The following is a 26619-nucleotide window of genomic DNA, read 5'->3' on the forward strand; positions in this document are numbered from 1 at the left end:
ACGGGAATCGCGGCGGGACCGCCATGGGCGGGACGGGCCGGCCGGCAGAGGCGAGATCTCCACCAGCCAGCATATGCGTCCGTCCGCGCCGGCCGCACCGCCGTGGGGATGCGGTGGACCGACGCGGACGGCCGTCCGAGGTCAGGCTTGCCTGCGCGGACCCTCGTGCTCGTCACCCGGCTGGTCGCCGGTGGCCCTGACCGGTTGGTCGGAGCGGGTCGGCTCGTCCCCCTCGGACGAGGCCGGGCGGGCGGGGTTCCCGGTGGTCGGCTCGTCGTCTCCGTTGTCGGGTCGGCCGGGGATGGGCTCGGTCGACGGCTCCGACGGCGAATGTGCCAGCCAGGCCGGGTGGATCACGTCGGCGCCCGGCACGTCCTGCGCCCGCACCTCGGTCGTCGGCGTCTCCAACATCGGGTCCGAGATGAGCGTCGGGTCGGAGGAGGGAGAGTCCCAGGTGGACCGTTCGGCTTCCCAGACCGGCAGGGCCGCGCCGGACGTCGACGTGGCGGCACCAGAGACGGGTGCGCCGGAGACGGGTCCGCCGAAGACGGACGTGCCGGAGACGGGTGTCCCGGAGACGGGCGCGACCGCCTCGGCTGCGCCGGCCTCGGCAATCGGTTCCGGCTGGTTCGGTCGACTCGAGCGCAGCGCGCCGACCAACCCGAAGACCCCGATCAGGATGAGCGCGCCGGCCAGGAACCAGCCGACCGGCGGCAGGGCGAGCCCGAGCAGTTGGGCGAGCAGCCACCAGGCCGACAGCGCCAGGAACACGAGCCCGAAGGCGAACGACACCAGATCCGTGCGGTGAGCCTTCACCGGGTCACCTCCAGGTTGCCGGCATTGACATGGATGTAGAGACGCAGGGTCCCGCCGCCGGGCCCGTCCGCGCCGACGTCGGTGGATTCCCGCAGGCGGCCGTCCAGCCCGCCGGAGCGGTTGCCGAAGATGTTGGCGTCGCCCGCGTTGACGTCGGCCACTGTGGTGACGTCCACGTTCGGCGGCACGACCACCGTCGCCTGGCCGAAGTTGACGGCCACCGTCACCTGGCTGTCCCGTTTCGCGAAGTTGATCCCGCGTAGGTCGAGCACGGCGTCACCGAAGCTGTTCTCGTACCGGTCCGCCAGGTCGCGGTGGTCGGTGGGCGCCCAGGTCACCGCGCCGTCGACCCCCCGGATCCGGTCGTAGGACTCGGCGACGGTCGCCGTGCCCAGCGCCGCCGCGGTCACCAGACCGAGTGCGATGAGCCAGCGCGCCCGTCCGAACCACGTGCCGACCAGCAGGCCCAGCGCGATCGTGGCCAGCGCGGCAGCGAAGTACGCCGAGGCGCTGACGGCGAAGACGTCCAGCAGGTCGAGCAGGGCGACCAGACCGAGTACCAGGAAGATCAGCGAGAAGGTCACCGCACCGAGCGGCGATCGCTCCTTGGGGCGCTTCGGCGGCTTCGGTGGCTTGGGCGGACGAGGCGCGGGCGGGGTCGGCGAAGCGTACGGGCCGTGCGGCGCGAACGGAGGGCGGTAACCGGAGGGCGGCGGGGCGGTCGGATAGCCGGCCGGGGCAGCGGGTGTGCTGCTCACCGGCGCCGACGGCCAGCCGGCGCTGGGCATGGCGGTACTCGGCCAGCCGGGCTGGGCAGCCGTCGTGCCGGCCGGTTGCCCGGACGTCGGGCCGACCCCGGACACCGGCTGTGTCGCGCTGGTCGGCGGCGCGTCGTACGCCGGAGCGGTGGCTGTGTTCGCCGCCCCCGTCGTCGCGGTGGCGTACCCCGGACCGGTGCCGAACATCGGCGGTGTCGCCGCTGGGCCGGTCGACGGCGCCGGGCCATACGACGGCGCGGGCCAGGTCACCGGTGGGACGACCGGACCGGCCGGGTTGCCGGACGGTGCGGCGGGCGGCGGACCACCGGGCGTGCCGGGCCGTGGGTTGCGGCCGTCCCGGTTGAGCAGGAGCGCGCCGGCGACCAGGATGGCCGCGCCGAGCAGCACCGCGCGGAAGGCGTCGGTGACGATGTACGCGAAGCTGGCCGCGACCAGGATGCCCAGGACGATCACCGTCACCGGGGACATGCTGGAGCGACCACGACCGAGCATGGACTCGACGGGGGACGCGGTGTCGCCCTCGTTCGGGATGATCAGCCAGGCGGCGACGTACACCAGGATGCCGATGCCCCCGAAGAACCCGAGCACCGCGAGCAGCACCCGCCAAAGCACCGGATCGGTGTTGGTGGCGCGTCCGATCGCCGCGCAGACGCCGGCCAGGTACCGCCCCTCGCGCGGGCGGACCAGCCCGTACCGCGAGGTGAAGCCGGTGCCGCCCAACGGCGGTGGCGGTGCGGACGGACCGGGACCACCCGGCCCTGGCGGCGTGCCGCCCTGGCCGTAGCCGGTGCCCGCCGCGAACCCCGGGCCTGGGCCGTGGCCCGCCGTGGGCGGCGCGTAGCCGTCGGCCGGTTCGCCGGGCACGGTGCCGGCTGTCGCGTCGGTGCCAGCGTGCGGACCGAACGTGATGGGCTCGGTCCATTCGGCGGGCGTGGTGGTGGGCGGGGGCGGTGCTGAACCGCCCGGCTGTGCCGACCCCGGTCGGGGTGGCGGGGCAGCTTCCTCGGTCATGCTTCGATCCTGCTGCCCGGTCCACCCGAACGACCTCAGGACCCGACCCTGACCCCACCCTGAGATCCGGCGGCCGGAATGTCGGGGGCGTCCCCGTGGTCGCGGACGCCGCAGCGTGTGACGATCGAGTCACCGACCTCGACCTGTCCGCCACCGTGACCAGGGAGCCTCCGATCAGCACCGTGACCTCGCCCCCGCGCCTGTACCGCGCCCCGGAGCACCGGATGGCCGCCGGCGTCGCCGCCGGTATCGCCGACCATCTCGGCATCTCGGTGCTGCGGGTGCGCGTCGCGTTCATGGTCCTGCTCGGGCTGAGCGGGCTCGGCCTGCTGCTCTACGCGGCCTTCTGGGCGGTGGTGCCGCTGCGTCCCGGTGACACCGCGGTGCCGCCCCGGCGGGACGTCGCCCAACTCCTGCCGTTCGTGGGGATCGGGCTCGGTGTCCTGTTGATCCAGGTGATGGTCTTCGACTCGGTCGGCGCGGCGGGCACCGCCGGTTGGTTGGTGGCCATCATCGCGGTCGGCGCCGGGGTCATCTGGCACCAGTCCGCGCCCGAGCGGCGGCGACAGTGGGGCGACGCGATGCCGGTGCCCTGGCTCGGCGCGGTCGTCGAGGAGAGCGACCGGCGGGCCTTCGTGCTGCGGTTCATCGGCGGGGGAGTGCTGGTCGCGGTCGGCATCATCGGCGTCGCGGCCGTCTACTCCCCGGCACAGAACTTCGACGCGGTGATCAATGGCGTCATCTTCGCGTTGGTCGGGTTGGCGGGCGTCGGCGTGGTCGCCGCGCCGGTGCTCTGGCGGACGTACAGCCAGCTCCGCTCGGAGCGCGAGGGGCGCATCCGCGAGCAGGAGCGGGCCGAGTTGGCCGCGATGGTGCACGACCAGGTGCTGCACACGTTGGCCCTGATCCAGCGCAACGCAGCTGACGTCAAAACGGTGCAGCGGCTGGCCCGAGGGCAGGAGCGTTCGCTGCGCAACTGGCTCTACAAGCCGACCGCCTCGCCGAGCGAGCGCTTCGCCGCCGCCCTGGAGCAGGCCGCGGCCGAGGTCGAGGACACCTTCGCGATCAGCGTGGAGACGGTGGTGGTGGGGGACCGGGAGACCGACGAGAAGGTCGGGGCGCTGGTCGCGGCCGCGCGGGAGGCGTTGGTGAACGCCGCCCGGCACGCCGGTGTGCAGACCGTGTCGCTCTACGCGGAGGTGGAGCCGGATCAGGTAAGCGTCTTCGTCCGGGACCGTGGCAAGGGCTTCGACCCCGATACGGTGGAGGACCACCGGCACGGCGTCAGCGGCTCGATCATCGGGCGAATGAAGCGGCACGGCGGACGGGCCGAGATCCGGTCCGGCCCGGGGGAGGGGACCGAGGTCCGGTTGATCCTGCCGATCTCCCGGGACTCGTCCGCAGCGGAGAGGAACAGATGACCATGGCCGAGCAGTCGACCGAGCACCTCGACCCGGCGGATGCCCGCCCCGAGCGGCTGCGGGTGTTCCTGGTGGACGACCACGCCATGTTCCGTGCCGGGGTGCGCGCGGAGTTGGGCGCTCACGTCGAGGTGGTCGGCGAGGCGAGCACGGTGGCCGAGGCCGTCACCCGGATCGCCGCCGTCGGCCCGGACGTGGTGCTGCTCGACGTGCACATGCCCGACGGCGGCGGTCGCGCGGTGCTGGAGGCGATGCGGCGTACGCACCCGCAGGTCAAGTTCCTCGCGTTGAGCGTCTCCGACGCGGCGGAGGACGTGATCGGGCTGATCCGTGCCGGTGCCCGCGGGTACGTCACCAAGACCATCTCCCCGGACGAGCTGGCTGCCGCGATCCGGCGCGTGGCCGACGGGGACGCGGTGTTCAGCCCACGGCTGGCCGGGTTCGTGCTGGACGCCTTCGCGGCCCGCCCGGACGCGCCGGTGGCCGACCCGGAGCTGGACCAGCTCACCAACCGTGAGCGGGAGGTGCTGCGGCTGCTGGCCCGGGGGTACGCGTACAAGGAGATCGCCAAGGAGCTGTTCATCTCCATCAAGACAGTGGAGACGCACGTGTCGAACGTGTTGCGCAAGCTTCAGATGTCGAATCGCTACGAGCTCTCCCGCTGGGCGGCGGACCGCCGGCTCGTGTGACGGCGCGTCGACACCGGCGAGGATCAGAGAAACCGCCGGCGCGCCCTCGTACGCCCAGCCGATGATCGTGTCCGGGTAGCCGTAGGGGCCCTCATCCGGATGGCTCGAAACATGAGTGGTGACGCACGTCCCATCGGGCTGGGTGGTCCTGGGGCGCGCGCACCGGCTCAGGCCGGGTTACCGGGTGGGCGCAACGTATTTCCTGCTCAGTGCCGCCTGCGTCGACCGTTTTATGATCATTTTTCAAGTATCGGCAACGTGGCGGGCAACTAACGGCTTGATAACGGCACCTTCACGGAAGAGGCCAGTGGGTGTCACAGTGGCAGCACCTCACCATCGGTGTGTGGCACTCCGTACGCCCCACGACCACGATTTCGCCGATCTCGGCGGCCCGTGGCTGTGTCGATTGCGTCGTGTCACGCCTCGTTGGTGGGGGAGCCCGGCGGATCGGAACATCAGGGTGTCCCCAACTTCCCTGTGGTCCCGGCGACCCGCGCCCCGGGGTGGTCGGGCGGTGTCACCCCCAAACGTGCGTGAAACCCACGACGGAACCTGGTTAGAAAGAGGAGGCCCCTCGGAATGAGAGTCTCGAAGCGGGCGACGAGCGCCATCGCGCTCAGCGCGGCTGCCGCGCTTGTCGCGAGCGGTTGCTCGAGCGGCGGCAGTGACGACACTGCCGCCAGCACGGATGGCTCGATCGTTGTGCACGGCGTCCAGCCGGAGAACCCGCTGGTCCCGTCGAACACCACGGAGACCGGTGGCGGCAAGATCATCGACTGGCTCTTCACCGGCCTCGTCGAGTACCCGAACGACGGTGGGGCCCCGCGGAACGCGCTTGCGGAGTCCATCAACACCACGGACTCCAAGGTCTTCACGATCAAGATCAAGGCCGGTACCAAGTTCCACGACGGTACCGAGGTCAAGGCGAAGAACTTCGTCGACGCCTGGAACTGGGCCGCCTACTCGCCGAACGGTGCGCAGAACGGCACCTTCTTCGCGGACATCGCGGGCTTCGAGCAGACCTACACCACGGACCCGGACGGCGCGGACGGCCCGAAGAAGGCCCCGACTCCGACGGCCGACAAGCTGTCCGGCCTGAAGGTCATCGACGACCAGACCTTCGAGGTCACCCTGGCGGCGCCGACCGCGGTCTTCCCGACCAAGCTCGGCTACAGCGCCTTCATGCCGCTGCCGGACGTCTTCTTCACCATGAAGCCGGAAGAGTTCGGCAAGACGAAGCCGATCGGCAACGGCCCGGTGAAGTTCGTGTCCTGGGAGGACAACTCCCTCATCAAGCTGACGCGCTTCGACGACTACAATCTTCGCGACAAGATGAAGATCAAGGACGTCGACGTCAAGCTGTACCAGGACGACAACGCCGCCTACGCCGATCTGCTGGCCAACAACCTCGACTTCATGGAGGTTGTCCCCACTTCGGCGCTCGCCGGTGACAAGTGGAAGACCGACCTCGTTGACCGGGGCCGCTCGACCGTCACGCCGTCGACCGCGTTCATCGCGTTCCCGATCTACGACAAGCGCTTCGCGAACCCGAAGCTGCGTCGTGCGGTGTCGCTGGCGGTCAACCGGCAGGAGATCTCGGACAAGATCTTCTTCGGTACCCGCAAGCCGGCCGACAGCTGGGCGAACCCGCTGACCCCGGGCGCCAAGCCGGGTAACTGCACCGCCTGCAAGTTCGACCCGGAGACGGCCAAGACGCTGCTCGCCGAGGCCGGTGGCTTCACTGGCGAGATGGTCTTCTACTACAACGCGGACTCCGCCCACAAGGACTGGATGGACGCCGTCGCGCAGCAGGTCAAGACCAACCTCAACATCAACGCCCGGGCCGAGGGTGTGCCGACCTTCGCGGTGTTCCGTCAGAACATCAACGCCCACAAGATGAGCGGCCCGTACCGTGCCGCGTGGCAGCAGGACTACCCGGACGTCGAGAACTGGGTCAACCCGCTGTTCGTCACCAACGGCTCCTCGAACGACGGCCTCTACAGCAACCCCGAGGTCGACACCCTTGCCAAGCAGGCCAGCGGCGCTCCGAGCCTGGAGGCCTCGCACGAGGCGTTCGCCAAGGCGGTCGAGAAGGTCGACCAGGACGTTCCGAGCATCCCGGTCTACTTCTACGGTCAGCAGTCCGGCCACTCGGAGAAGATCAAGAAGCTCGAGCTGAACAACGTCGGCGAGATCGACATCACCTCGGTCGAGCTCTGATCCGAACGGTCTGACCCCGGGTCGGGCTCGCCACATCCGGTGAGCCCGACCCGGGGCCGTTCCGCGATTGGGTGTTACAACACTCCACTCGCACGTTGTCACCACCGTGTCGGCCGTCCGACGCGCCCCCTGTCTGGAGGACCACCCCATGGGCCGTTATCTGTTGAGACGGCTGCTCCAACTCGTGCCGGTCTTCATCGGTACGACGTTCCTGATCTACTGGCTCGTCTGGGCCGTTCCGGGCGATCCGTTCGCCGGTAAGTGCGGCGAGCGTCGCTGCCCGGACCAGTACATCGCCTTCATGACCGAGAAGTACCACCTCGACCAGAACGTCTTCGTGCAGTACGCGAACTACATGAAGAACCTGCTCCAGGGCGACTTCGGTCAGACGTTCTCGCAGCGCGAGATCAGCGACATCATCATGACTTCGTACCCGAACACCCTGAAGCTGGCCGTGGTGGCGCTCGCCATCGAGGCGATCATCGGCCTCGGTGCCGGCGTGCTGAGCGGTCTGCGGCGTAACGGCTTCCTGGACAACCTGGTCCTGGTCTCCACCCTGTTCCTGATCGCGCTGCCGGTCTTCGTGGTCGGCTTCGTGCTGCAGTGGCTGCTGGGTGTGCAGTGGGGCATCATCAAGCCGACCGTCTCCTCCGAGATGCGGTGGTCCGAGTTGATCGTGCCGGGCTTCGTGCTGGGCAGCGCATCAGTGGCGTACATCGCCCGGGTCGCGAGAACGAGCATCGCCGAGAACCGTCGCGCGGACTACGTGCGTACCGCCATCGCCAAGGGCCTTCCCATGCGCCGGGTGGTCGGCGTGCACCTGCTGCGCAACTCGCTCATCCCGGTGGTGACCCTGCTCGGCACCGACCTCGGTGCCCTGATGGGTGGCGCGATCGTCACCGAGGGAATCTTCGGCATCAACGGAATCGGCCGTCAGGTCTTCCGAGCGATCATCACCAAGGAAAGCGCCACGGTGGTAGGCATCGTGGTCGTCCTGGTGCTGGTCTATCTCGTGATGAACCTGCTGGTTGACCTGCTCTACGCCGCCCTGGACCCGAGGATCCGTTATGAGTGACCCGAGTACCGCATCGATCGTCAGTACCCCTGGCGCACACCCCACCGACTCCGCCGCACCCGCCACCGCGGGCCAGCCGCAGAGCAACGATAAGCCGCGTGGCCTGCTCGGCGACGCCTGGCGGGATCTGCGGCGCAAGCCGCTGTTCTGGATCTCGGCCACGCTGATCGTGATCTTCCTGTTGATGGCGGCCTTCCCGGCGCTGTTCGCACCGGGCGACGCGGTCAACGGCTCGCTGTCGCGCAGCCTCGACAAGCCGTCCGCCAATGGCTGGTTCGGCTACGACGTGCAGGGTCGCGACGTCTACGCCCGGGTCATCTACGGCGCACGGGCCTCCATCGTGGTCGCCGTGCTCTCCGTGATGGGCACCCTGCTCATCGGCGGAACCATGGGCATCATCTCCGGTTACCGCGGAGGCTGGGTGGACGCGCTGCTCAGCCGGATCGCCGACGTCTTCTTCGGTCTGCCGTTCGTGCTCGGCGCGATCGTCATCCTGACCACCTTCAACGGGTCGGGCTCCGGCAACAGCAAGGCCCAGATCATGGGCCTGGTGACCGCGTCACTGATCGTGCTGAGCTGGCCGGTCGTGATGCGGCTGATGCGTTCCTCGGTGCTCGCCACCAAGGAGGCCGACTACATCGTGGCGGCCCGCGCGCTGGGTGCCGGCACCGGCCGGATCATCCTCAAGCACCTGCTGCCGAACTGCCTGGCCCCGCTGCTGGTCTACGGCACGATCATGGTCGGCTCGTTCATCGGCGCCGAGGCCACCCTGTCGTTCCTGGGCGTCGGTCTGAAGTCGCCGGTGGTGTCCTGGGGCATCATGATCAGTGATGGGCAGAATTTTGTCCGGGTCGCGCCAGGGCTGGTGTTCTTCCCCGCCGCGTTCCTCGTCACCGCAGTGCTGAGCTTCGTGATGCTCGGTGAGTCGGTCCGCGAGGCCCTCGATCCGAAACTCCGCTAGGGGAGATCCAGTGTCCGACATTCTCGTGTCCGAGCAGTCAGCGCCGGGATCCGGCGGGTCCGGGCGTCCCTCCGGCCGACTGCTCGAGGTCGACGACCTGCGGGTGGAATTCCGTACCCGGGACGGCGTCGCAAAGGTCATCAACGGGGTCACGTACCACGTCGACGCGGGGGAGACCCTCGCCGTGCTCGGCGAGTCCGGCTCCGGTAAGAGCGTCACCGCGCAGACCATCATGGGCATCCTCGACACGCCGCCCGGCTTCGTCACCGGTGGGCAGGTCCGCTTCCACGGCAAGGACATGCTCCGCATGTCCGAAGAGGAGCGCCGCCGCATCCGCGGCGAGGGCATCGCGATGATCTTCCAGGACGCGCTCTCCGCGCTGAACCCCGTCTTCACCGTCGGGTTCCAGATCGCCGAGCAGTTCCGGGTCCGGCGAGGCATGGGCCGCGCGGAGGCCAAGAAGCGCGCGATCGACATGCTCGACCAGGTCAAGATCCCGAACGCCAAGGGCCGGTTCAACAACTACCCGCACCAGTTCTCCGGTGGTATGCGGCAGCGCGCGATGATCGCGATGTCGCTGGCGCTCGACCCCGAGGTGCTGATCGCGGACGAGCCGACCACTGCCCTCGACGTGACAGTGCAGGCCCAGATCATGGACCTGCTGGCCGAGCTCCAGCGCGAGCGGCAGATGGGCATGATCCTGATCACCCACGACCTCGGCGTGGTCGCCGACGTCGCGGACCGGATCGCGGTCATGTACGCGGGCCGGATCGTCGAGGAAGCCGACGTGTACGAGCTGTACGCCAAGCCGGCGCACCCGTACACGCTGGGTCTGATCGACTCGATCCCGCGCCTCGACGAGAAGGGGCAGCAGCTCCGGACGATCAAGGGCCTCCCGCCGAACCTGATGAACATCCCGCCGGGCTGCCCGTTCAACCCGCGGTGCCCGATGGCTCAGCCGGTGTGTCGGGAGAAGGTCCCGCCGCTGCTGCAGGTCGGCCCCGCCCGGGCCAGCGCCTGCCACTTCGCCGAGGAGCTGGTGAACCGTGTCTGAGAACATCCTCGAGGTCAATGACCTGGTCAAGCACTACCCCGTCACGCAGGGTGTGGTGTTCAAGAAGACCGTCGGTCAGGTCAAGGCGGTCGACGGGGTCTCGTTCGGTCTGCGCGCCGGCGAGACGCTCGGTGTGGTCGGCGAGTCGGGCTGCGGCAAGTCGACGCTCGCCCGGGTGCTGATGAACCTGGAGAAGCCGACCGCGGGCAACGTGGTCTACAAGGGCCAGGACATCTCCAAGCTGTCCGGCGGCGCGCTGCGGCGTCTGCGCCGGCAGATCCAGCTGGTCATGCAGGACCCGTACACCTCGCTGAACCCGCGGATGACCGTCGGTGACCTGCTCGGTGAGCCGTTCGAGATCCACCCGGAGGTGGCGCCGAAGGGTAGCCGCCGGGCCAAGGTCCGCGAGCTGCTCGACCTGGTCGGGCTCAACCCGGAGCACATCAACCGGTACCCGCACCAGTTCTCCGGCGGTCAGCGTCAGCGCATCGGCATCGCCCGCGCGCTCGCGCTGCGGCCCGAGATCATCGTCTGCGACGAGCCGGTGTCGGCGCTGGACGTCTCCATCCAGGCCCAGGTCATGAACCTGCTGGAGCAGTTGCAGGGCGAGTTCGGCCTCTCGTACGTCTTCATCGCGCACGACCTGTCGGTGGTCCGCCACCTGTCGGACCGGGTCGCGGTGATGTACCTCGGCAAGATCGTCGAGATCGGCACCGAGGACGAGATCTACGAGCGACCGACCCACCCGTACACCCAGGCGCTGCTCTCCGCGGTGCCGGTGCCGGACCCGACCCAGCGGCACAACAAGACGATCATCCGGCTCTCGGGTGACGTGCCGTCGCCGATCAGCCCGCCCTCGGGCTGCCGGTTCCGGACCCGCTGTTGGAAGGCGCAGGACGTCTGCGCCGAGCAGGTGCCGCTGCTGGAGATCCGCCGGGGCTCGGACCACCCGAGCGCCTGCCACTTCGCGGAGAAGCGCGAGATCGTCGCCACCCACGAGGTGTGAGTCACCGAAACCGCCTGCCGCGTCCCCACCACGACGACGGCAGGCGGTTTCGTCTGTTCAGGTGATGACCGGACCGGTCACGCGGCGTCGGACAGCGGCGTCAGCGAACCGCTTGTTGCCCAGGACGGGCGGCCCAGGTAGCCCTGGCCCGGTTCGGCCCGGGCTGAGGAGGCTCACAGAGGGCCGCGGCCCGCGCGGAGCAGCAGCAGGGCCAGCTGGGTGCCGTCGGCACCGAGCGCGACCCGGAACCGCTCCAGGATCTCCCGTTCCCGGGAGAGCACCAGGCGGGTGCCGCCGGACGCCATCCGGGTCACACCGACCTCCTGGGACAACGCGGCCCGTTCCTGCCACAGCGTGATCAACGCGTTGTCGATCTCGTCGATGCGTTCCCTGATCTGCACGATCCGCGCCGAGGCGGACGGCTCCTCGGTGCCGGTCTGCTGCTCGGCCGGCTCGGCGTCCGCACCTGCCGGTGGTGTGGCCACCGCCGGCTCGGCCTCCTGCGCGACGGGCTGCCCCGGTCGGATCGGGCTGCCGCTCTGCTCCATCACGTCTGTCATCATCGGGTACCTCTCGCACTGTGGTGCCCGGTGCCCGGAACCTGGGACGGATAAAGCCCCGGACTCCAGGAGCCGGGGCTTTAGCAGGTCTGAACGATCAGGCGCGACCTACGGCAGCCGGACTCCCGGTGCCATAGTAAAAGTAGAAGCGCGCAGCGATCACGCCGTCGAGTATGCCCACGTCGTTGCCGGGTGCGCAAGCATTCCTCATCGCGGAGGGCGCATGTCCCGCCGGTGGCGGTGCCGGGCGGTGGTGCGTGCCGTCGGGCACGAGCTGCTGAGCGCCAGCGGCGCAGTGTCCGGCCCGCGGCATAGACTTGTCGGGCGATGCATCCTCTCTTCGACATCCCCGCGTCCCCGCCTGCGCCGGAGTCCGCGCCGGCCCGCCCGCACCGACCCGGGGCGGCCGCCGCGCGTCTCGATCCGCAGCAGCTGCTCGCCGGGCTGAACGGGCCGCAGCGCGACGCCGTCAGCCATGCCGGCTCGCCGCTGCTGATCGTGGCCGGCGCCGGGTCCGGCAAGACCCGGGTGCTCGCGCACCGGATCGCCTATCTGCTCGCCGCTCGGGACGTGCACCCCGGCGAGATCATCGCGATCACCTTCACCAACAAGGCCGCCGGCGAGATGAAGGAGCGCGTCGCCGCGCTGGTGGGCCCCCGGGCCCGCCTGATGTGGGTGTCGACGTTCCACTCGGCCTGCGTGCGGATCCTGCGCGCCGAGCACGAGCACGCCGGCCTCAAGTCGACGTTCTCGATCTACGACGCGGACGACTCCCGCCGGTTGATGCAGCTGGTCACCCGCGAGCTGGATCTCGACCCGAAGCGCTACCCGGCGCGTGGTCTGGCCGCCCAGGTCTCTAACCTCAAGAACGAGCTGGTCGACCCGGAGCAGTTCGCGGCGCGGGCCAGCGGCCCCAACGAGCGGGCGCTGGCCGAGGCGTACACGCTCTACCAGCGTCGGCTTCGTGAGGCGCACGCACTGGACTTCGACGACCTGATCATGACCACGGTGCACCTGCTCCAGTCCCACCCGCACGTCGCGGAGAGCTACCGCCGGCGGTTCCGGCACGTGCTGGTGGACGAGTACCAGGACACCAACCACGCCCAGTACGTCCTGATCAAGGAGCTGGTCTCCGGCACCGACGGGCTGGAGCCCGCCGAGCTGTGCGTGGTCGGCGACGCCGACCAGTCGATCTACGCGTTCCGGGGTGCGACGATCCGCAACATCCTGGAGTTCGAACGGGACTTCACCGACGCGCGGACGATCCTGCTGGAGCAGAACTACCGCTCCACCCAGACCATCCTCAACGCGGCCAACGCGGTGATCGACCGCAACACCTCCCGCAAACCCAAGCGACTGTGGAGCGAGGCCGGCGCCGGCGAGCAGATCGTCGGCTACGTCGCCGACACCGAGCACGCCGAGGCCGACTGGGTGGCCCGGGAGATCGACCGGCTGGTCGACGCCGACGAGACACGCCCCGGCGACGTCGCCGTCTTCTATCGCACCAACGCCCAGTCCCGCGTCTTCGAGGAAGTGTTCATCCGGGTCGGCCTCCCCTACAAGGTGGTCGGCGGGGTGCGCTTCTACGAGCGCAAGGAGGTCCGCGACGCCCTGGCGTACCTGCGGTCGGTGGTCAACGACGACGACACGGTGAGCCTGCGGCGAGTGCTCAACACCCCGCGCCGAGGCATCGGCGATCGCGCGGAGGCGTGTGTCGAGGCGCTCTCCAGCCGCGACCGGATCTCCTTCGGCGCGGCGCTGCGCCGGGCCCGGGAGGCGCCGGGCATCTCCAGCCGGGCGGCCAACGGCATCGCGGACTTCGTGGCGCTGCTCGACGGCGCCCGCGAGCTGGCCGAGACCGGCACCCCGGAGGAGGTGCTGGAGGCCCTGCTGACCCGTTCCGGCTACCTCACCGAGCTGGAGGAGAGCCTGGACCCGCAGGACGCCGGCCGGGTGGACAACCTCCAGGAGCTGGTCAGCGTCGCCCGCGAGTACACCGAGCGGATCGAGGCGCTGGGCGAGGAGGGGGAGCGGGCCACCCTGGCCGGCTTCCTGGAGCAGGTGGCGCTGGTCGCCGACGCTGATCAGATCCCCTCCGACGACCCCGACCACCAGGGCGTGGTCACCCTGATGACGCTGCACACCGCCAAGGGGTTGGAATTCCCGGTGGTCTTCCTGACCGGGCTGGAGGACGGCGTCTTCCCGCACCTGCGTTCGCTGGGCGACACCCGCGAGTTGGAGGAGGAGCGCCGACTGGCGTACGTCGGCATCACCCGCGCCCGACAGCGGCTCTACCTGTCCCGGGCGGTGACCCGCTCGGCCTGGGGGCAGCCGTCCTACAACCCGCCGTCGCGCTTCCTGGAGGAGCTGCCCACCGAGTTGGTGCACTGGGAGCGCACCGAGGGGTCGTACACCTCGTGGGCTGGCGGGGGCGGCGGCGTCGGTGGCCGCGCGGACCGCGCGCCCGGCGCGCGTGGCAACTTCACGGGGGGTACGCCGAAGGCGGCGCAGCTGGCCCAGCGGCTCGGGGTGGACGCGAGCCGGCTGACCACTGCCAGCGAGCTGCCGCAGGGGCCGAAGGTGTCCGCGGGTGACCGGGTCAACCATCAGCGGTACGGGTTGGGGCGGGTGCTCGCCGTCGAGGGGCACGGCCCGGGCGCCCGTGCGCAGATCGACTTCGGCGACCAGACCATGTGGCTGGTGCTCCGGCACGCCCCGGTCGACAAGCTCTGACCCGTCGCCCCAGGGTCGCGCCAGATCAAGGAAAGAGTGGCCTCACGTACCGCTGAGGCCACTCTTTCCGTGTTGTTCCGCGCAGGGGTGTCGCCTCAGCAGCCCAGGTCGACGCCGTGGGCCCGCATGAACGGGGCCGGGTCGATCTGGTTCCACATGCCCTGGTGCACCTCGAAGTGCAGGTGCGGGCCTGTGGCATCGCCGGTGGCGCCCTCGTAGCCGATGACCTGGCCGGCCTTGACCTTCTGGCCGACGGTGACCGCGATGCGGCTCTGGTGGGCGTAGTGGGTCAGGTAGCTGTTGCCGTGGTCGATGAAGACTGAGTTGCCGTACCCGTCGGAGGCGTCGCCGGCCTGGGTCACGGTGCCGGCGGCCGCTGCGTGGATCGGCGTACCGGAGGGCAGCGCCAGGTCGATACCGGCGTGCAGGGTGCCCCAGCGCTGCCCGTAGCAGGACGTGACGGCTGCGCCCGGCATCGGGTCGACCCAGGCGGGTGTGGGCCTGGTGGTCTTCTTCGGCTTCGGCTTCGGCTTGGCCTTCGCGGCGGCTGTCTTCGTGGGGGTCGGGCTGGCGCTGACCGCCGACGGGCTGGGCGTCGGGCTGAGCGAGGGGTCGACCGGGGTGCTCGATTCACGGACCGAGCGGTCGGCCCGGCTCGCGGCCTCGGCCCGGGCCTGGGCGTCGAGGGAGACGGCGGCGGGTGCCGGGTGGTCGGTGTCGCTGGTGGCGACGGCGACACCTCCGAGGCCGAGGGCTACCAGGGCGGCGGCCGCGAGCACGATGAGGCGGTTGCGTCGGCCGGTGCGCTGCGACGGCGCGGTCTGGTCGGTGTCGGGGGTGTTCTCGTTCTGGACGGGGCTGTCTTCCTGCACGGCGGACCTTCACAGTCGAGGGGCACTTGACCTCGAAATACTGGTGTCGGGCCGAGGTGAGGCAGGCGGGGGGGACCGGCCCTCGGACGGAGAGCGGATGGTCGGCTGCCCGGATATGACCCGCTGTGCGGCGCTACATCCGGAAAAGTGATCATGCGGGTGGGTGCCATCGGTCACATCCGGCACTGTGACCCGGGATACATGCGTCAGGACCGCGTCATGAAAAACCGCCCGGATCGACAGATCCGGGCGGTCAACGATCGTTACGCGCTGTCAGGAGGCGGCTACCTCGCTGTAGATTGCCTCGACTTGCAGCTTGATGTCCACTCCGCGCTCCTGAAGGAACGGCACCGGGTCTTCCGGCTGCCCCTTGACATGGATCTCCAGGTGCAGGTGCGTGCCGTACGCGTGACCGGTCTGGCCCACGAGGCCGAGCTGGTCGCCCGCCTTGACCTGCTGGCCTTCCTTGACGCTGACCGCGGAGGAGTGGCCGTAGATGGCCTCGCTGCCGTCGGCGTGCTGGATGATCACGGCGTTGCCGTACCCACCGAACCAGCCGGCCTTGGTGACCAGCCCGTCGTGGATCGCCACGTAGGGCGTGCCCTCGGGGGCGACCAGGTCCACGCCGGTGTGCATCTTGCCCCAGCGGACGCCGTACGGGGAGTTGAAGTCGTAGCCCTGCAGCGGCAGCAGCCAGACCTCTTTCTCGGCGCTGTCCTCGCTGCGGCTGTCCCGGGAGGCGCGGTCGGCGTTGTCCGCACGGGCCGCTGCGTCCTGGCTGGTGACCGACGCCTGCTTGAGCTCGTCGAGGACCGTCGGGCTGACGTCCTTGGCGTCCGGCAGGGCGCTAGCGCCGAGGGCCACGATGCCGGCACCGACGAACGCGGTGGTGACGACAGCGGCGTAACGGCTGCGGGGTGGGGTGGGTACGCGGCGGCGACCGCGATATCGATCGGGCTCAGACGACAGGCGCTGGCGCACGCACACCCTCCGTTGTCGGGGTTCCGAAGCGGCCGGTAGGCGTCCCCTGAGACTCCAGTGAGACGTCCGCTGACCGCGTCGTCACCCGTCCATGGACCTGATGACAACCGTGGACACGTTAGCCAACCGCCAGGCGAGTCACAAGCTAGACCGAAAAATTGGCGTGTCGATCTGTCCGTTTGCGTCCATTATTGTCATGCATCGCGCCGCTGAACGGTGCCCCTGTCGCTGCCCGTTCGTCGCCGAGCGTGACCGTTCCGGCGGAGTCGTCCGGCTTGACTCCGGACGGCGCCGGGATGGTGTCCCGGTCCTGCCAGCGGCGTGGCTCTGGCGAAGCCGGGTCGGGCGCCTCCGGGTTGCGCGGTGGATCCGTCGGGTAACGGCCGGTGACGGAGCCCGGATTTCCCGGGCCGGGCCCGCCGGGTTACCGTTCGTTAAGGTGAAGGCGGTCAAGCCGGTGAAAGGTGTGCGCTGATGAGCTCTCGGATTCGGGTCGTCGTCGCGAAGCCCGGCCTGGACGGCCACGATCGGGGCGCGAAGGTCGTCGCGCGCGCCCTGCGGGACGCCGGGATGGAGGTCGTCTACACCGGCCTGCACCAGACTCCCGAGCAGATCGTGGAGACCGCCATCCAGGAGGACGCCGACGCGGTCGGACTGTCCGTGCTCTCCGGCGCGCACATGACGCTCTTCCGGCGGGTGTTGGAACTGCTCGGTGAGCGGGACGCACGCGACATCGTCGTGTTCGGTGGCGGCATCATTCCGAACGGCGACATTCCCGAGTTGGAGAAGCTGGGCGTCGCGAAGATCTTCACACCGGGCGCTACCACCCAGGCGATTGTCGAGTGGGTCCGAGAGAACGTGGCCCAGCCGGTTTCCTGAGGAACGCCGAACTGCTGCCCCACCGATTTTGGGCACGGGGGAGGGGCCGGACGCACCCCTCACACGTCCGGCCCCTCTATGCACGATGCCCCGCCGCCACCCCTCGACCGACAGGGCATCGGCCGTATCCCGTCTTTGCGCTGTTCAGCGCTCCGACATCTGACTCAACGACGCCCCCACGGCAGGGTTACGCAAGCCGGACAACATCGCCCGGACGGTGGATGCCACCGGAGTTGTGGCCGGAAACCGGCCACACCTGATGTTCGGTTGTGCATTACCGCACACCGTGCACCCGCTCGGTTGCCGGTGGTGCCGACCTCGCTAGGCTGCGGCCAATGGCCTGTTTCAACTGATGACAGGCGTCAAGCTGTTTTCTGAACGCTGGTGGCGGCGCGACGGCGCGCCGCGGAGACGGGACGGGACGCGCAATCGTGGACCTGTACGAGTACCAGGGGCGGGACCTGTTCGAGCGGCACGGCTTGCCCGTGCTGGCCGGCGGCGTCGCCACTACCCCGGAAGAGGCCCGCGCGATCGCCGAACGCCTTGGCGGCCGTGTGGTCGTCAAGGCGCAGGTAAAGGTCGGCGGCCGAGGTAAGGCCGGCGGCGTCAAGCTGGCCGAGGGCCCGGATGAGGCGGTGGCTCGGGCCACCGACATCCTCGGCATGGACATCAAGGGTCACACCGTCCACAAGGTCATGATCACGGTGACCGCGGACGTGGCCGAGGAGTACTACTTCTCGTACCTGCTCGACCGGGCGAACCGCACCTTCCTCTGCATCGCCAGCGTCGCCGGCGGCATGGACATCGAGCAGGTCGCCGCCGAGACCCCCGACAAGGTCGTGAAGGCCCCGATCGACGCCGTCAAGGGCGTGGACGAGGCCAAGGCCCGCGAGATCGTGACCGCCGCCGGCTTCCCGGCCGAGGTCGCCGACCAGGTGGTCGAGATCGCCGTCGGCCTGTGGCAGGCGTTCGTCGCCGAGGACGCCACCCTGGTCGAGGTCAACCCGCTCGCCAAGAACGGCGACGGCCGGATGCTGCTGCTCGACGCCAAGATCAGCCTTGACGAGAACGCGGCGTTCCGGCACCCGGACCACGAGGCGCTCGTCGACCAGGCCGCTGTGGACCCGCTGGAGCAGGCCGCCAAGGCCAAGGACCTCAACTACGTCAAGCTCGACGGCGAGGTCGGCATCATCGGCAACGGCGCGGGTCTGGTCATGTCGACCCTCGACGTGGTCGCGTACGCCGGTGAGCGGCACGGCAACGTCAAGCCCGCCAACTTCCTCGACATCGGCGGCGGCGCGAGCGCCGCGGTGATGGCGAACGGGCTGGAGATCGTGCTCTCCGACCCGGCCGTGAAGAGCGTCTTCGTCAACGTCTTCGGCGGCATCACCGCCTGCGACGAGGTCGCCAACGGCATCATCCAGGCGCTGGCCCTGCTGGAGCAGCGCGGCGAGCAGGTCACCAAGCCGCTCGTCGTCCGTCTCGACGGCAACAACGCCGAGGCTGGCCGGGCGATCCTGGACAGCGCGAACAACCCGCTCGTGCAGCGGGTGGACACCATGGACGGTGCGGCCGAGCGGGCCGCCGAGCTGGCAGCTGCGGGGGTCTGATCATGGCTATCTGGCTGACCAAGGACTCGAAGGTCATCGTCCAGGGGATGACCGGTTCCGAGGGTTCCAAGCACACCCGGCGGATGCTGGCCGCCGGCACCAACGTCGTCGGTGGCGTCAACCCGCGTAAGGCGGGTCAGACTGTCGACTTCGACGGCACCGAGCTGCCGGTCTTCGCGTCCGTAGCGGACGCGATGGCGCAGACCGGGGCCGACGTCACTGTCATCTTCGTGCCGCCGCAGTTCACCAAGGCCGCCGTGGTCGAGGCGATCGACGCCGCGATCGACCTGGCCGTGGTGATCACCGAGGGCGTCCCGGTGCACGACACCGCGTCGTTCTGGGCGTACAACGTCTCGCAGGGCGAGCGGACCCGGATCATCGGGCCGAACTGCCCGGGCATCGCCTCGCCGGGCGCGTCCAACGCCGGCATCATCCCGGCCGACATCACCGGCTCCGGCCGGATCGGCCTGGTAAGCAAGAGCGGCACGCTGACCTACCAGATGATGTACGAGCTGCGCGACATCGGCTTCTCCACCTGCGTCGGCATCGGCGGTGACCCGATCATCGGGACCACCCACATCGACGCCCTCGCGGCGTTCGAGGCCGACCCGGAGACCGACGCCATCGTCATGATCGGTGAGATCGGTGGCGACGCCGAGGAGCGGGCCGCCGAGTTCATCAAGGCGAACGTCACCAAGCCGGTGGTCGGCTACATCGCCGGCTTCACCGCTCCGCCCGGCAAGACCATGGGTCACGCCGGGGCGATCATCTCCGGCTCCGCCGGCACCGCCGAGGCGAAGCAGGCCGCGCTGGAGGCCGTCGGCGTCAAGGTCGGCAAGACGCCGACCGAGACCGCGAAGCTGATGCGGGAGATCATGTCCGGCAACTGAGCCGGTCAGGCAGCACAGAGGGGGTCGACCGGTCACGGTCGACCCCCTCTGCCGTACGCGTCAGTCGTTGTTCCAGAACGGGTAGTTGCCGGTCGAGCGCAGGATCGCCCCGCCGATGATGTTGATCACGCCGAACGCGATGGCGAGGTAACCGAGCAGCGGCGACTGCCCGTACCGCCGGGCGTCGCGGATGGACAGGTAGCCGAAGATGATGCCGAAGATGCCGCAGCAGATCAGCCCCAGCACGATGCCCAGCACGCCCCACAGGGTGGTTCGGTCGCGTCCCTGGGCCGGTGGTGGTGGGGGAGGCGGGTATGGCGTCGTCACAGCTTCCTCCGAGCGGTCATGGGCGACGTGCCGGCCCGGACCGCGGCCGGCGGGCCCGTCCCGGGTGGCGGCGACTCGCGCCCCCTCAGGGCCGAGGCTAGACCGGCCCCGGTGGGCAGGACGTCGGTTCGGTGAACTCGCCGACCTTAGGAGGGGTTAACGGACTGCCACCGCCCGCGCGACGTGCCAGAGTAGAGCGGATGTCCCCCGTCACCCCTGACCGTCCCAGCCGTCCCGGCGGTGTGAGCGCCGACGACCGGCCGGTCGACCGTGCCGCACCGGCCCGGCGGGTGCCCGCGCCTCGCGCTGGTGGGTCGCCGCGCGGGCGGGCGCCACTGCCCGTCGCCGCCGGGGTGGCCGCCTGCTGGGCCGCCGTCACCTCGTACCTGCCGGTCGCCATTGTGCTCGGCCTGGTGCAGCTCGGCGCGGATGGCACCACAGTGACCGGCACCCTGCGCACCGCGCTGGCCGGCTGGCTGCTCGGGCACGGCGTGCCGTTGCACACCGAGACCGGGCCGCTCGGGCTCGCCCCGCTGGCGCTGACAGTGCTCGCGCTCTGGCGGCTGAGCCGCGCCGGCGTGCACGTGAGCCGCGCGATCGGTGCCCGCGACACCCGCTCACCGCGCCGGGCACTGCTCGCCGCGGTCGCTGTCGGCATTGCGTACGCGCTGCTCGGCGCGCTCGCGGCGGTGCTGGTCGGCACCGGCGGGCCGAGTGTGTCGCTGATCCGGGCGGGCGCCACGTTCGCTGCGGTCGGCACGCTCGCCGCGCTGGTCGGCGCGGTCCGGATCACCGCCGTGACCCGGCTGCTCGTCTCCCGGCTCCCGAGCCCGGTGCGCGACGGCGTTCGCACCGGCCTGGTGGCCGGGCTGCTGCTGCTCGGCGCGGGCGCCGGAGCGGCCGGCCTGGCGGTGGCCACCGGTGGCGGCGACGCGGCCGACATGATCGGGGCGTACCGGACCGGAGTCGCCGGGCAGGCCGGCATCACCCTGGTCAGCGTCGCGTACGCGCCCAACGCGGCGGTCTGGTCGACCAGTTACCTGCTCGGGCCGGGGTTCGCTGTCGGAACTGACACAGCGGTCCGCACCAGCGAGGTGTCGGTCGGCGCGCTGCCGGCCGTGCCGCTGCTCGCTGGCCTGCCGCGCGGCCCGGTGGACGGCTTCGGTGCCCTGCTGCTCGCGGTGCCGGTTCTCGCCGGGATGGTCGCCGGTTGGCTGCTCGCCCGGCGGGTGGCTCGACTCGCCGGGCCGGAGCGGGCTGCGCAGCGCTGGGCCGTGTTGCTGACGCCGGCGGTGCTGGCCGGGCCGGTGGCCGGTGTGGTGCTCGGTGCGGCAGCGGCGGTCTCCGGTGGGCCGCTCGGCGCCGGCCGGCTGTCCCAGGTCGGCCCGGTGGGTTGGCAGGTCGGGGCGGTGGCGGCCGGTGTCATAGCGGTCGGCGCGCTGGTCGGCGCTGCCGCCACCCGGGCGCTGACCCGCGGGCCCGCGCAGTAGACGAGCGCGGGGCGCCCCGAGTGAAACCGGAGCGCCCCGTCGAATCCGAACCCGTCAGGGCTGGGTGGGCAGGTTGACCTGCGCCACCACGCTCAGGATGAGCAGCAGGATGCCCAGCCCGACGCCGACCGCGCCGCAGATCAGACCGGCCTTGGCCTGGCCGGCGTTGTTGGCCTGACCCTGGGCCACCTTCTGCTTGGCGAGGTAGCCGGTCACGATGCCGGCGATGCCGACCGGGATGCCCAGGTACAGGCAGCAGACCAGCGGGATCGACGCGATACCGAGGATCATCGACACCAGGCCGAGGGTGTTGTTCTGCCCCTGCGCCTGCGGGTACCCGGCGTTCGGGTAGGTCGGCCCGGCGCCGTACGGGGGCTGCTGCTGCGCGTACGGGTCGTTCGGCTGCTGACCGTACGGCTGGCCCGAGGTGGGCTGCTGGCCGTACGGGGCCTGCGGCGCGGCGTACGGGTCGTTCGGCTGCTGACCGTACGGCTGGCCCGAGGTGGGCTGCTGGCCGTACGGGGCGGCCGGCGGCTGGGGAGCGGTCGGGTCCTGGTTGGGCTGCTGGCCGTACGGGTCCTGACCGGGGTTACCGGGCTGCATTCGAGAAGCTCCTTGGACTGGTTCCGTCAGTTGGTGCTCTTATTTCCATCCATGATCGCGGTCAGTCCTCCCAAAGCCCAGTACAGCAACAGGACGACATGTCTCCCAAAGCGGGCGAAAAGCTCCTAGTCGACCGCTTCGCGTGCCGGATCAGGGGCGGTGTGTGGGCCGGTGCGGCGTTCGGCCCGAGCGAGCGGCAGCGTACCGGGTCGACGCACGTCGGCACTGTCGAAGATCGGCGTGCCGCCCAGTCGAAGGGCGTCCCTGACCTGCCCGATAGGGTGGCCCGGTGACCGAGCCCGCGCCTGTCGCCCGCATCGTCGTCCTCATCTCCGGCTCCGGGAGCAACCTTCAGTCGCTGCTGGATGCCGCCGCCGACCCCGCGTACGGCGCACAGGTCGTCGCGGTCGGCGCGGACCGCGACGGCATCGCGGGCCTGGACCGGGCCGACGCGGCGGGGGTGCCCACCTTCGTCGAGCGGGTCCGCGACCACGACACCCGGGAGGACTGGGACCGCGTGCTCACCGCGCACGTCGCGAAGCACCAACCCGACCTGGTCATCTCCGCCGGTTTCCTCAAGCTGGTCGGCCCGCACTTCCTCGCCGCCTTCGGCGACCGCTACCTGAACACCCACAACACGCTGCTGCCGGCGTTTCCCGGCATCCACGGCCCGCGTGACGCTCTCGCCTACGGCGTGAAGCTCACCGGAGCCACCCTCTTCTTCGTCGACGCCGGCATGGACACCGGGCCGATCGTCGCGCAGGTCGCGGTGCCGGTGCTGGACGACGACGACGTCGACACGCTCACCGAGCGCATCAAGGAAGCCGAGCGTCGCCAGCTCGTCGAGCAGGTCGGTCGGCTGGTCCGCGAAGGCTGGACCATCACCGGAAGGAAGGTCACGGTTCCGTGAGTCCCACTCAGGACGGGCGCCGCCCGATCAGGCGGGCGCTGGTGAGCGTCTACGACAAGACCGGGCTGGCCGAGCTGGCTCAGGCCCTGCACGCGGCCGGTGTGGAGATCGTGTCCACCGGCAGCACGGCGGGCACCATCGCCGCCGCCGGGGTGCCGGTGACGCCGGTGGAGACGGTGACCGGGTTCCCCGAGGTGCTCGACGGCCGGGTGAAGACCCTGCACCCGAAGGTGCACGCGGGTCTCCTCGCGGACCTGCGGAAGGACACCCACGTGGCGCAGCTCGACGAGCTGGGCGTGGCGGCGTTCGACCTGCTGGTCTCCAACCTGTACCCGTTCCAGGCGACCGTCGCCTCCGGCGCCGACGTCGAGGAGTGCGTGGAGCAGATCGACATCGGCGGCCCGGCCATGGTGCGCGCCGCCGCCAAGAACCACGCCTCGGTCGCCGTGGTCACCGACCCGGCCGCTTACCCGGCGCTGCTCGGCGCGCTCGCCGAGGGTGGCTTCACAGTGGCCCAGCGCCGCGCGCTGGCCGCCCGGGCGTTCGCCGACATCGCCGAGTACGACGTGGCGGTGGCCCAATGGTTCGCGCAGGAACTGGCACCCGCCGACGACTCGTGGCCGCAGTTCGCGGGGCTGGCGCTGCGCAAGTCGACAGCGCTGCGCTACGGCGAGAACCCGCACCAGCCCGCCGCGCTCTACACCGATCCGGACGCCCCGGCCGGGCTGGCCCAGGCCGAGCAGCTGCACGGCAAGGAGATGTCGTACAACAACTACGTCGACGCCGACGCCGCCTGGCGGGCCGCGAACGACTTCGCCGACCAGCCGGCGGTGGCGATCATCAAGCACGCGAACCCGTGCGGCATCGCGATCGGCGCGGACGTCGCCGAGGCGCACCGCAGGGCGCACGCCTGCGACCCGGTGTCGGCGTTCGGCGGTGTCATCGCGGTCAACCGGCCGGTCTCGGTCGAGATGGCTAAGCAGGTCGCCGAGATCTTCACCGAGGTGGTGGTCGCCCCCGGCTTCGACGAGGGCGCGGTCGAGGTGTTGCAGGGCAAGAAGAACATCCGACTGCTGCGGGCACCGGCCTGGAAGCCGGCGCGCGTGGAGTTGCGCCCGGTGACCGGCGGCGTGCTGGCCCAGGTCGCCGACCGGGTGGACGCCCCCGGCGACGACCCGGCCAGTTGGCAGTTGGCGACCGGCGAGGCCGCCGACGAGGAGCTGCTGCGGGACCTCGCGTTCGCCTGGCGGGCGGTCCGCGCGGTGAAGAGCAACGCGATCCTGCTCGCCAAGGACGGCGCCACCGTCGGTGTCGGCATGGGTCAGGTCAACCGGGTCGACTCGGCGCAGCTCGCTGTCACCCGCGCCGGCGCCGACCGGGCCCGCGGCTCGGTCGCCGCCTCGGACGCGTTCTTCCCGTTCGCCGACGGCCCGCAGATCCTCATCGACGCCGGCGTCCGCGCCATCGTGCAGCCCGGCGGCTCCATCCGCGACGAGGAAGTCATCGAAGCGGCCAAGAAGGCAAACGTGACGATGTACCTGACCGGAACCCGCCACTTCTTCCACTGACCCCGAGGGCTCCGACCCCGAGGGCTCCGACCTCGTCGATCATGAAGTTATTGCCCCGACACGCCGATGTGCAGGGCAATAACTTCATGATCAACGGTTGAGGTCGGGTTGGAGTCAGGCTGTGGTGGTGGGGCGGAGTTCGGCGAAGTGGCAGGCGGACGGGTGGGGGTCCGCTGCTCTCGGGACGGTCGCCGGGTCCTGGGTGGCGCAGATGTCCTGGGCCTTCCAGCAGCGGGTCCGGAAGTGGCACCCGCTGGGCGGGTCGGCCGGGCTGGGCACGTCGCCGACCAGCCGGATCATGTTGCGCTGGTCGCGGGCCTCCGGGTCCGGCACCGGCACCGCGGAGAGCAGAGCCTGGGTGTACGGGTGGGTGGCCCGCTCGTAGATCTCGTCCTCGGTGCCGATCTCGACGATCCGACCGAGGTACATCACCGCGACGCGGTCGGCGATGTGCCGCACCACCGACAGGTCGTGCGCGATGAAGATGTACGAGAGCCCCAGCTCGCCCTGCAGTTGCTTGAGCAGGTTGATCACCTGGGCCTGGATGGAGACGTCGAGCGCCGACACCGGCTCGTCGCAGACGATCACCTCGGGCTTCAGCGCGAGGGCGCGGGCGATGCCGATGCGCTGACGCTGACCGCCGGAGAACTGGTGCGGGTACCTGTTGATGTGCTCCGGGTTGAGCCCGACCAGGTCCAAAAGCTCCTGGACCCGCTTGGCCCTGCTGCCCTTCGGCGCGGCATCCGGGTGGATCTCGAACGGCTCGCCGATGATGTCGCCGACGGTCATCCGCGGGTTCAGCGAGGTGTACGGGTCCTGCATCACCATCTGCATGTTGCGGCGCAGCCGGCGCAGCTCACCGCCGGAAGCCTTGAACAGGTCCTTGCCCTCCAGGGTGGCGCGCCCGGAGGTGGGCGTCTCCAACCGCATCAGGAGCCGGGCGAGGGTGGACTTGCCGCAGCCGGACTCGCCGACGACGCCGAGCGTCTCGCCCCGACGCAGCTCGAAGCTCACCCCGTCGACGGCCTTCACCGCCCCGATCTGCCGCTGGAACAGCACGCCCTGGGTGATCGGGAAGTGCTTCACCAGGTTGTCGACGGAGAGAATGGTCTCGCCGCGGACCTTCGTGGGGTTAGCGGGCGACGCTGTCATCACGGACCTCCTGCGCGAAGTGGCAAGCGCTGGTCCGGCCGTCGCCGAGGACCAGGTCGTGCGGCACCTCGTCCACGCAGACCTGCTGGACGTACGGGCACCGGGGGTGGAACGGGCAGCCGGACGGGATGCGCATCAGGTTCGGCGGCAACCCCTTGATCGTCGACAGTTCCTGGCCGCGAACGTCCAGGCGCGGGATCGACTCCAACAAACCCTTTGTGTACGGGTGGGCGGGCGCCTTGTAGAGCGAGCGGACGTCGGCGTGTTCGACGATCCGGCCGGCGTACATGACAGCGATCCGGTCCGCGACACCGGCGACCACACCCAGGTCGTGGGTGATCAGGATCATCGCCATGTTGAGTTCCCGGCGGAGGTCGGCCAGCAGGTCCATGATCTGGGCCTGCACTGTCACGTCGAGGGCCGTGGTGGGCTCGTCGGCGATCAGCACCTTCGGGTCCAGCGCCAACGCCATGGCGATCATGACGCGCTGCCGCATACCGCCGGAGAACTGGTGCGGGTAGTCGCCGATCCGCTTGGCGGCGCCCGGGATCTTGACCAGATCCATCAGCTCGACGGCACGACGTCGAGCGTCGGCTCGGGACATGCCGGCGCGCTGGCGCAGCGTCTCACCGATCTGCCAGCCGACGGGGAAGACCGGGTTGAGGGCGGAGAGCGCGTCCTGGAAGATCATTGCGATCTCCTTGCCGCGTACCTGCCGGCGCTGCTCCTCGGAGCGGGTGAGCAGGTCCTCACCCTGGTAGAGGATCTGGCCGGAGCGGACGAACGCGGGCGGGGTGTCCAGGATGCCCATGATCGCCTGGGCGGTGACCGACTTCCCCGAGCCGGATTCGCCGAGCACGGCAAGGGTCTCGCCGGCGTCCAGGTGGTACGACACCCCGTTGATCACCCGGGCGACACCCTCGTTGGTGCGGAACTCGACGTGCAGGTCCCGCAACTCCAGCAGGTGCCCGCCCTCGGGAGTGGCAGAGGCGGGAGTGGGATTGACGGTCAT

The 26619-nt window shown here is 70.2% G+C and carries 22 protein-coding genes and 1 pseudogene; 14 read left to right on the top strand and 9 right to left on the bottom strand.

Going from position 1 to position 26619, the window contains the following annotated elements:
* Positions 1-567: 567 nt before the first annotated feature.
* Positions 568-816: pseudogene (locus tag ACLQ3F_RS13910) on the bottom strand (hypothetical protein); the annotation flags it as partial.
* The gene (locus ACLQ3F_RS13915) at positions 813-2606 is read right to left on the bottom strand and encodes a PspC domain-containing protein (RefSeq protein ID WP_425849063.1); all 1794 of its coding nucleotides are present in this window, start codon (positions 2604-2606) and stop codon (positions 813-815) included. The pseudogene ACLQ3F_RS13910 and the gene ACLQ3F_RS13915, both read right to left, overlap by 4 nt.
* A gap of 155 nt (positions 2607-2761) precedes the next feature.
* Here ACLQ3F_RS13915 and ACLQ3F_RS13920 point away from each other — a divergent pair, with 155 nt between their 5' ends.
* From ACLQ3F_RS13920 to ACLQ3F_RS13950, 7 genes are all read left to right on the top strand, one after another.
* Entirely contained in the window at positions 2762-4027 is a 1266-nt protein-coding gene (locus ACLQ3F_RS13920) for a PspC domain-containing protein (RefSeq protein ID WP_387352723.1), read from the top strand.
* 2 nt (positions 4028-4029) lie between these two features.
* On the top strand, positions 4030-4716 hold the full coding sequence (locus ACLQ3F_RS13925; RefSeq protein WP_030337843.1) for a response regulator: 687 nt from the start codon (positions 4030-4032) through the stop codon (positions 4714-4716).
* A 579-nt stretch (positions 4717-5295) separates the two neighbouring features.
* The gene (locus ACLQ3F_RS13930; RefSeq protein WP_425849066.1) at positions 5296-6936 is read left to right on the top strand and encodes a peptide ABC transporter substrate-binding protein; all 1641 of its coding nucleotides are present in this window, start codon (positions 5296-5298) and stop codon (positions 6934-6936) included.
* 148 nt (positions 6937-7084) lie between these two features.
* Complete coding sequence (locus tag ACLQ3F_RS13935; RefSeq protein WP_112638660.1) at positions 7085-8011, top strand: ABC transporter permease; 927 nt, start codon at positions 7085-7087, stop codon at positions 8009-8011.
* The gene (locus ACLQ3F_RS13940; RefSeq protein ID WP_425849068.1) at positions 8004-8972 is read left to right on the top strand and encodes an ABC transporter permease; all 969 of its coding nucleotides are present in this window, start codon (positions 8004-8006) and stop codon (positions 8970-8972) included. Before ACLQ3F_RS13935 ends, ACLQ3F_RS13940 begins: the two co-directional genes overlap by 8 nt.
* 25 nt (positions 8973-8997) lie before the next feature.
* Entirely contained in the window at positions 8998-10026 is a 1029-nt protein-coding gene (locus ACLQ3F_RS13945) for an ABC transporter ATP-binding protein (protein WP_425849302.1), read from the top strand.
* On the top strand, positions 10019-11032 hold the full coding sequence (locus ACLQ3F_RS13950) for an ABC transporter ATP-binding protein (RefSeq protein ID WP_357197721.1): 1014 nt from the start codon (positions 10019-10021) through the stop codon (positions 11030-11032). Before ACLQ3F_RS13945 ends, ACLQ3F_RS13950 begins: the two co-directional genes overlap by 8 nt.
* A 173-nt stretch (positions 11033-11205) precedes the next feature.
* Here the strand turns inward: ACLQ3F_RS13950 and ACLQ3F_RS13955 are convergent, their stop codons facing one another.
* A complete protein-coding gene (locus ACLQ3F_RS13955) occupies positions 11206-11595 on the bottom strand; it encodes a chorismate mutase (RefSeq protein WP_357233231.1) in 390 nt (129 codons plus the stop codon).
* Positions 11596-11919: 324 nt separating this feature from the next.
* Here ACLQ3F_RS13955 and pcrA point away from each other — a divergent pair, with 324 nt between their 5' ends.
* The gene (gene pcrA / locus ACLQ3F_RS13960) at positions 11920-14325 is read left to right on the top strand and encodes a DNA helicase PcrA (protein WP_425849072.1); all 2406 of its coding nucleotides are present in this window, start codon (positions 11920-11922) and stop codon (positions 14323-14325) included.
* A 95-nt stretch (positions 14326-14420) separates the two neighbouring features.
* Here the strand turns inward: pcrA and ACLQ3F_RS13965 are convergent, their stop codons facing one another.
* Together ACLQ3F_RS13965 and ACLQ3F_RS13970 are read right to left on the bottom strand one after the other, a co-directional pair.
* Positions 14421-15197 (bottom strand): M23 family metallopeptidase, encoded by a 777-nt coding sequence (locus ACLQ3F_RS13965; protein WP_425849075.1) that lies wholly within the window; start codon positions 15195-15197, stop codon positions 14421-14423.
* A 273-nt stretch (positions 15198-15470) separates the two neighbouring features.
* On the bottom strand, positions 15471-16178 hold the full coding sequence (locus ACLQ3F_RS13970; RefSeq protein ID WP_425849078.1) for a M23 family metallopeptidase: 708 nt from the start codon (positions 16176-16178) through the stop codon (positions 15471-15473).
* A gap of 474 nt (positions 16179-16652) precedes the next feature.
* On the opposite strand from ACLQ3F_RS13970, the gene ACLQ3F_RS13975 reads away from it, so the two are divergent.
* The 3 genes from ACLQ3F_RS13975 (at position 16653) to sucD (ending at position 19557) form a co-directional block, all read left to right on the top strand.
* On the top strand, positions 16653-17057 hold the full coding sequence (locus ACLQ3F_RS13975; RefSeq protein ID WP_088987674.1) for a cobalamin B12-binding domain-containing protein: 405 nt from the start codon (positions 16653-16655) through the stop codon (positions 17055-17057).
* Positions 17058-17488: 431 nt separating this feature from the next.
* A complete protein-coding gene (gene sucC, locus ACLQ3F_RS13980) occupies positions 17489-18667 on the top strand; it encodes an ADP-forming succinate--CoA ligase subunit beta (RefSeq protein ID WP_091406357.1) in 1179 nt (392 codons plus the stop codon).
* 2 nt (positions 18668-18669) lie between these two features.
* The gene (sucD, locus tag ACLQ3F_RS13985) at positions 18670-19557 is read left to right on the top strand and encodes a succinate--CoA ligase subunit alpha (RefSeq protein WP_355010054.1); all 888 of its coding nucleotides are present in this window, start codon (positions 18670-18672) and stop codon (positions 19555-19557) included.
* A gap of 60 nt (positions 19558-19617) precedes the next feature.
* On the opposite strand, the gene ACLQ3F_RS13990 is transcribed toward sucD, so the two are convergent.
* On the bottom strand, positions 19618-19884 hold the full coding sequence (locus ACLQ3F_RS13990) for a DUF4190 domain-containing protein (RefSeq protein ID WP_425849082.1): 267 nt from the start codon (positions 19882-19884) through the stop codon (positions 19618-19620).
* A gap of 200 nt (positions 19885-20084) precedes the next feature.
* Here ACLQ3F_RS13990 and ACLQ3F_RS13995 point away from each other — a divergent pair, with 200 nt between their 5' ends.
* Positions 20085-21374: a DUF6350 family protein gene (locus ACLQ3F_RS13995; protein WP_425849083.1), complete on the top strand. Its 1290-nt coding sequence runs from the start codon at positions 20085-20087 to the stop codon at positions 21372-21374.
* Between the two features lie 54 nt (positions 21375-21428).
* On the opposite strand, the gene ACLQ3F_RS14000 is transcribed toward ACLQ3F_RS13995, so the two are convergent.
* Positions 21429-21977: a DUF4190 domain-containing protein gene (locus tag ACLQ3F_RS14000; protein ID WP_355010052.1), complete on the bottom strand. Its 549-nt coding sequence runs from the start codon at positions 21975-21977 to the stop codon at positions 21429-21431.
* A gap of 289 nt (positions 21978-22266) precedes the next feature.
* Between ACLQ3F_RS14000 and purN the strand changes: the two genes are divergently transcribed.
* Positions 22267-22887, top strand: coding sequence for a phosphoribosylglycinamide formyltransferase (gene purN, locus ACLQ3F_RS14005; protein ID WP_425849086.1), 621 nt, complete (start codon positions 22267-22269; stop codon positions 22885-22887).
* Positions 22884-24455 (top strand): bifunctional phosphoribosylaminoimidazolecarboxamide formyltransferase/IMP cyclohydrolase, encoded by a 1572-nt coding sequence (gene purH, locus ACLQ3F_RS14010; protein ID WP_425849089.1) that lies wholly within the window; start codon positions 22884-22886, stop codon positions 24453-24455. Before purN ends, purH begins: the two co-directional genes overlap by 4 nt.
* A gap of 114 nt (positions 24456-24569) precedes the next feature.
* Here purH and ACLQ3F_RS14015 read toward each other — a convergent pair whose 3' ends face one another.
* Together ACLQ3F_RS14015 and ACLQ3F_RS14020 are read right to left on the bottom strand one after the other, a co-directional pair.
* A complete protein-coding gene (locus ACLQ3F_RS14015) occupies positions 24570-25607 on the bottom strand; it encodes an ABC transporter ATP-binding protein (protein ID WP_425849092.1) in 1038 nt (345 codons plus the stop codon).
* Positions 25588-26619, bottom strand: a complete 1032-nt coding sequence (locus ACLQ3F_RS14020; protein WP_112583768.1) for an ABC transporter ATP-binding protein — start codon at positions 26617-26619, stop codon at positions 25588-25590. The genes ACLQ3F_RS14015 and ACLQ3F_RS14020 overlap by 20 nt, the downstream gene beginning before the upstream one ends.

The organism is Micromonospora sp. DT15, from assembly GCF_049841475.1.
Classification (GTDB): Bacteria; Actinomycetota; Actinomycetes; order Mycobacteriales; family Micromonosporaceae; genus Micromonospora.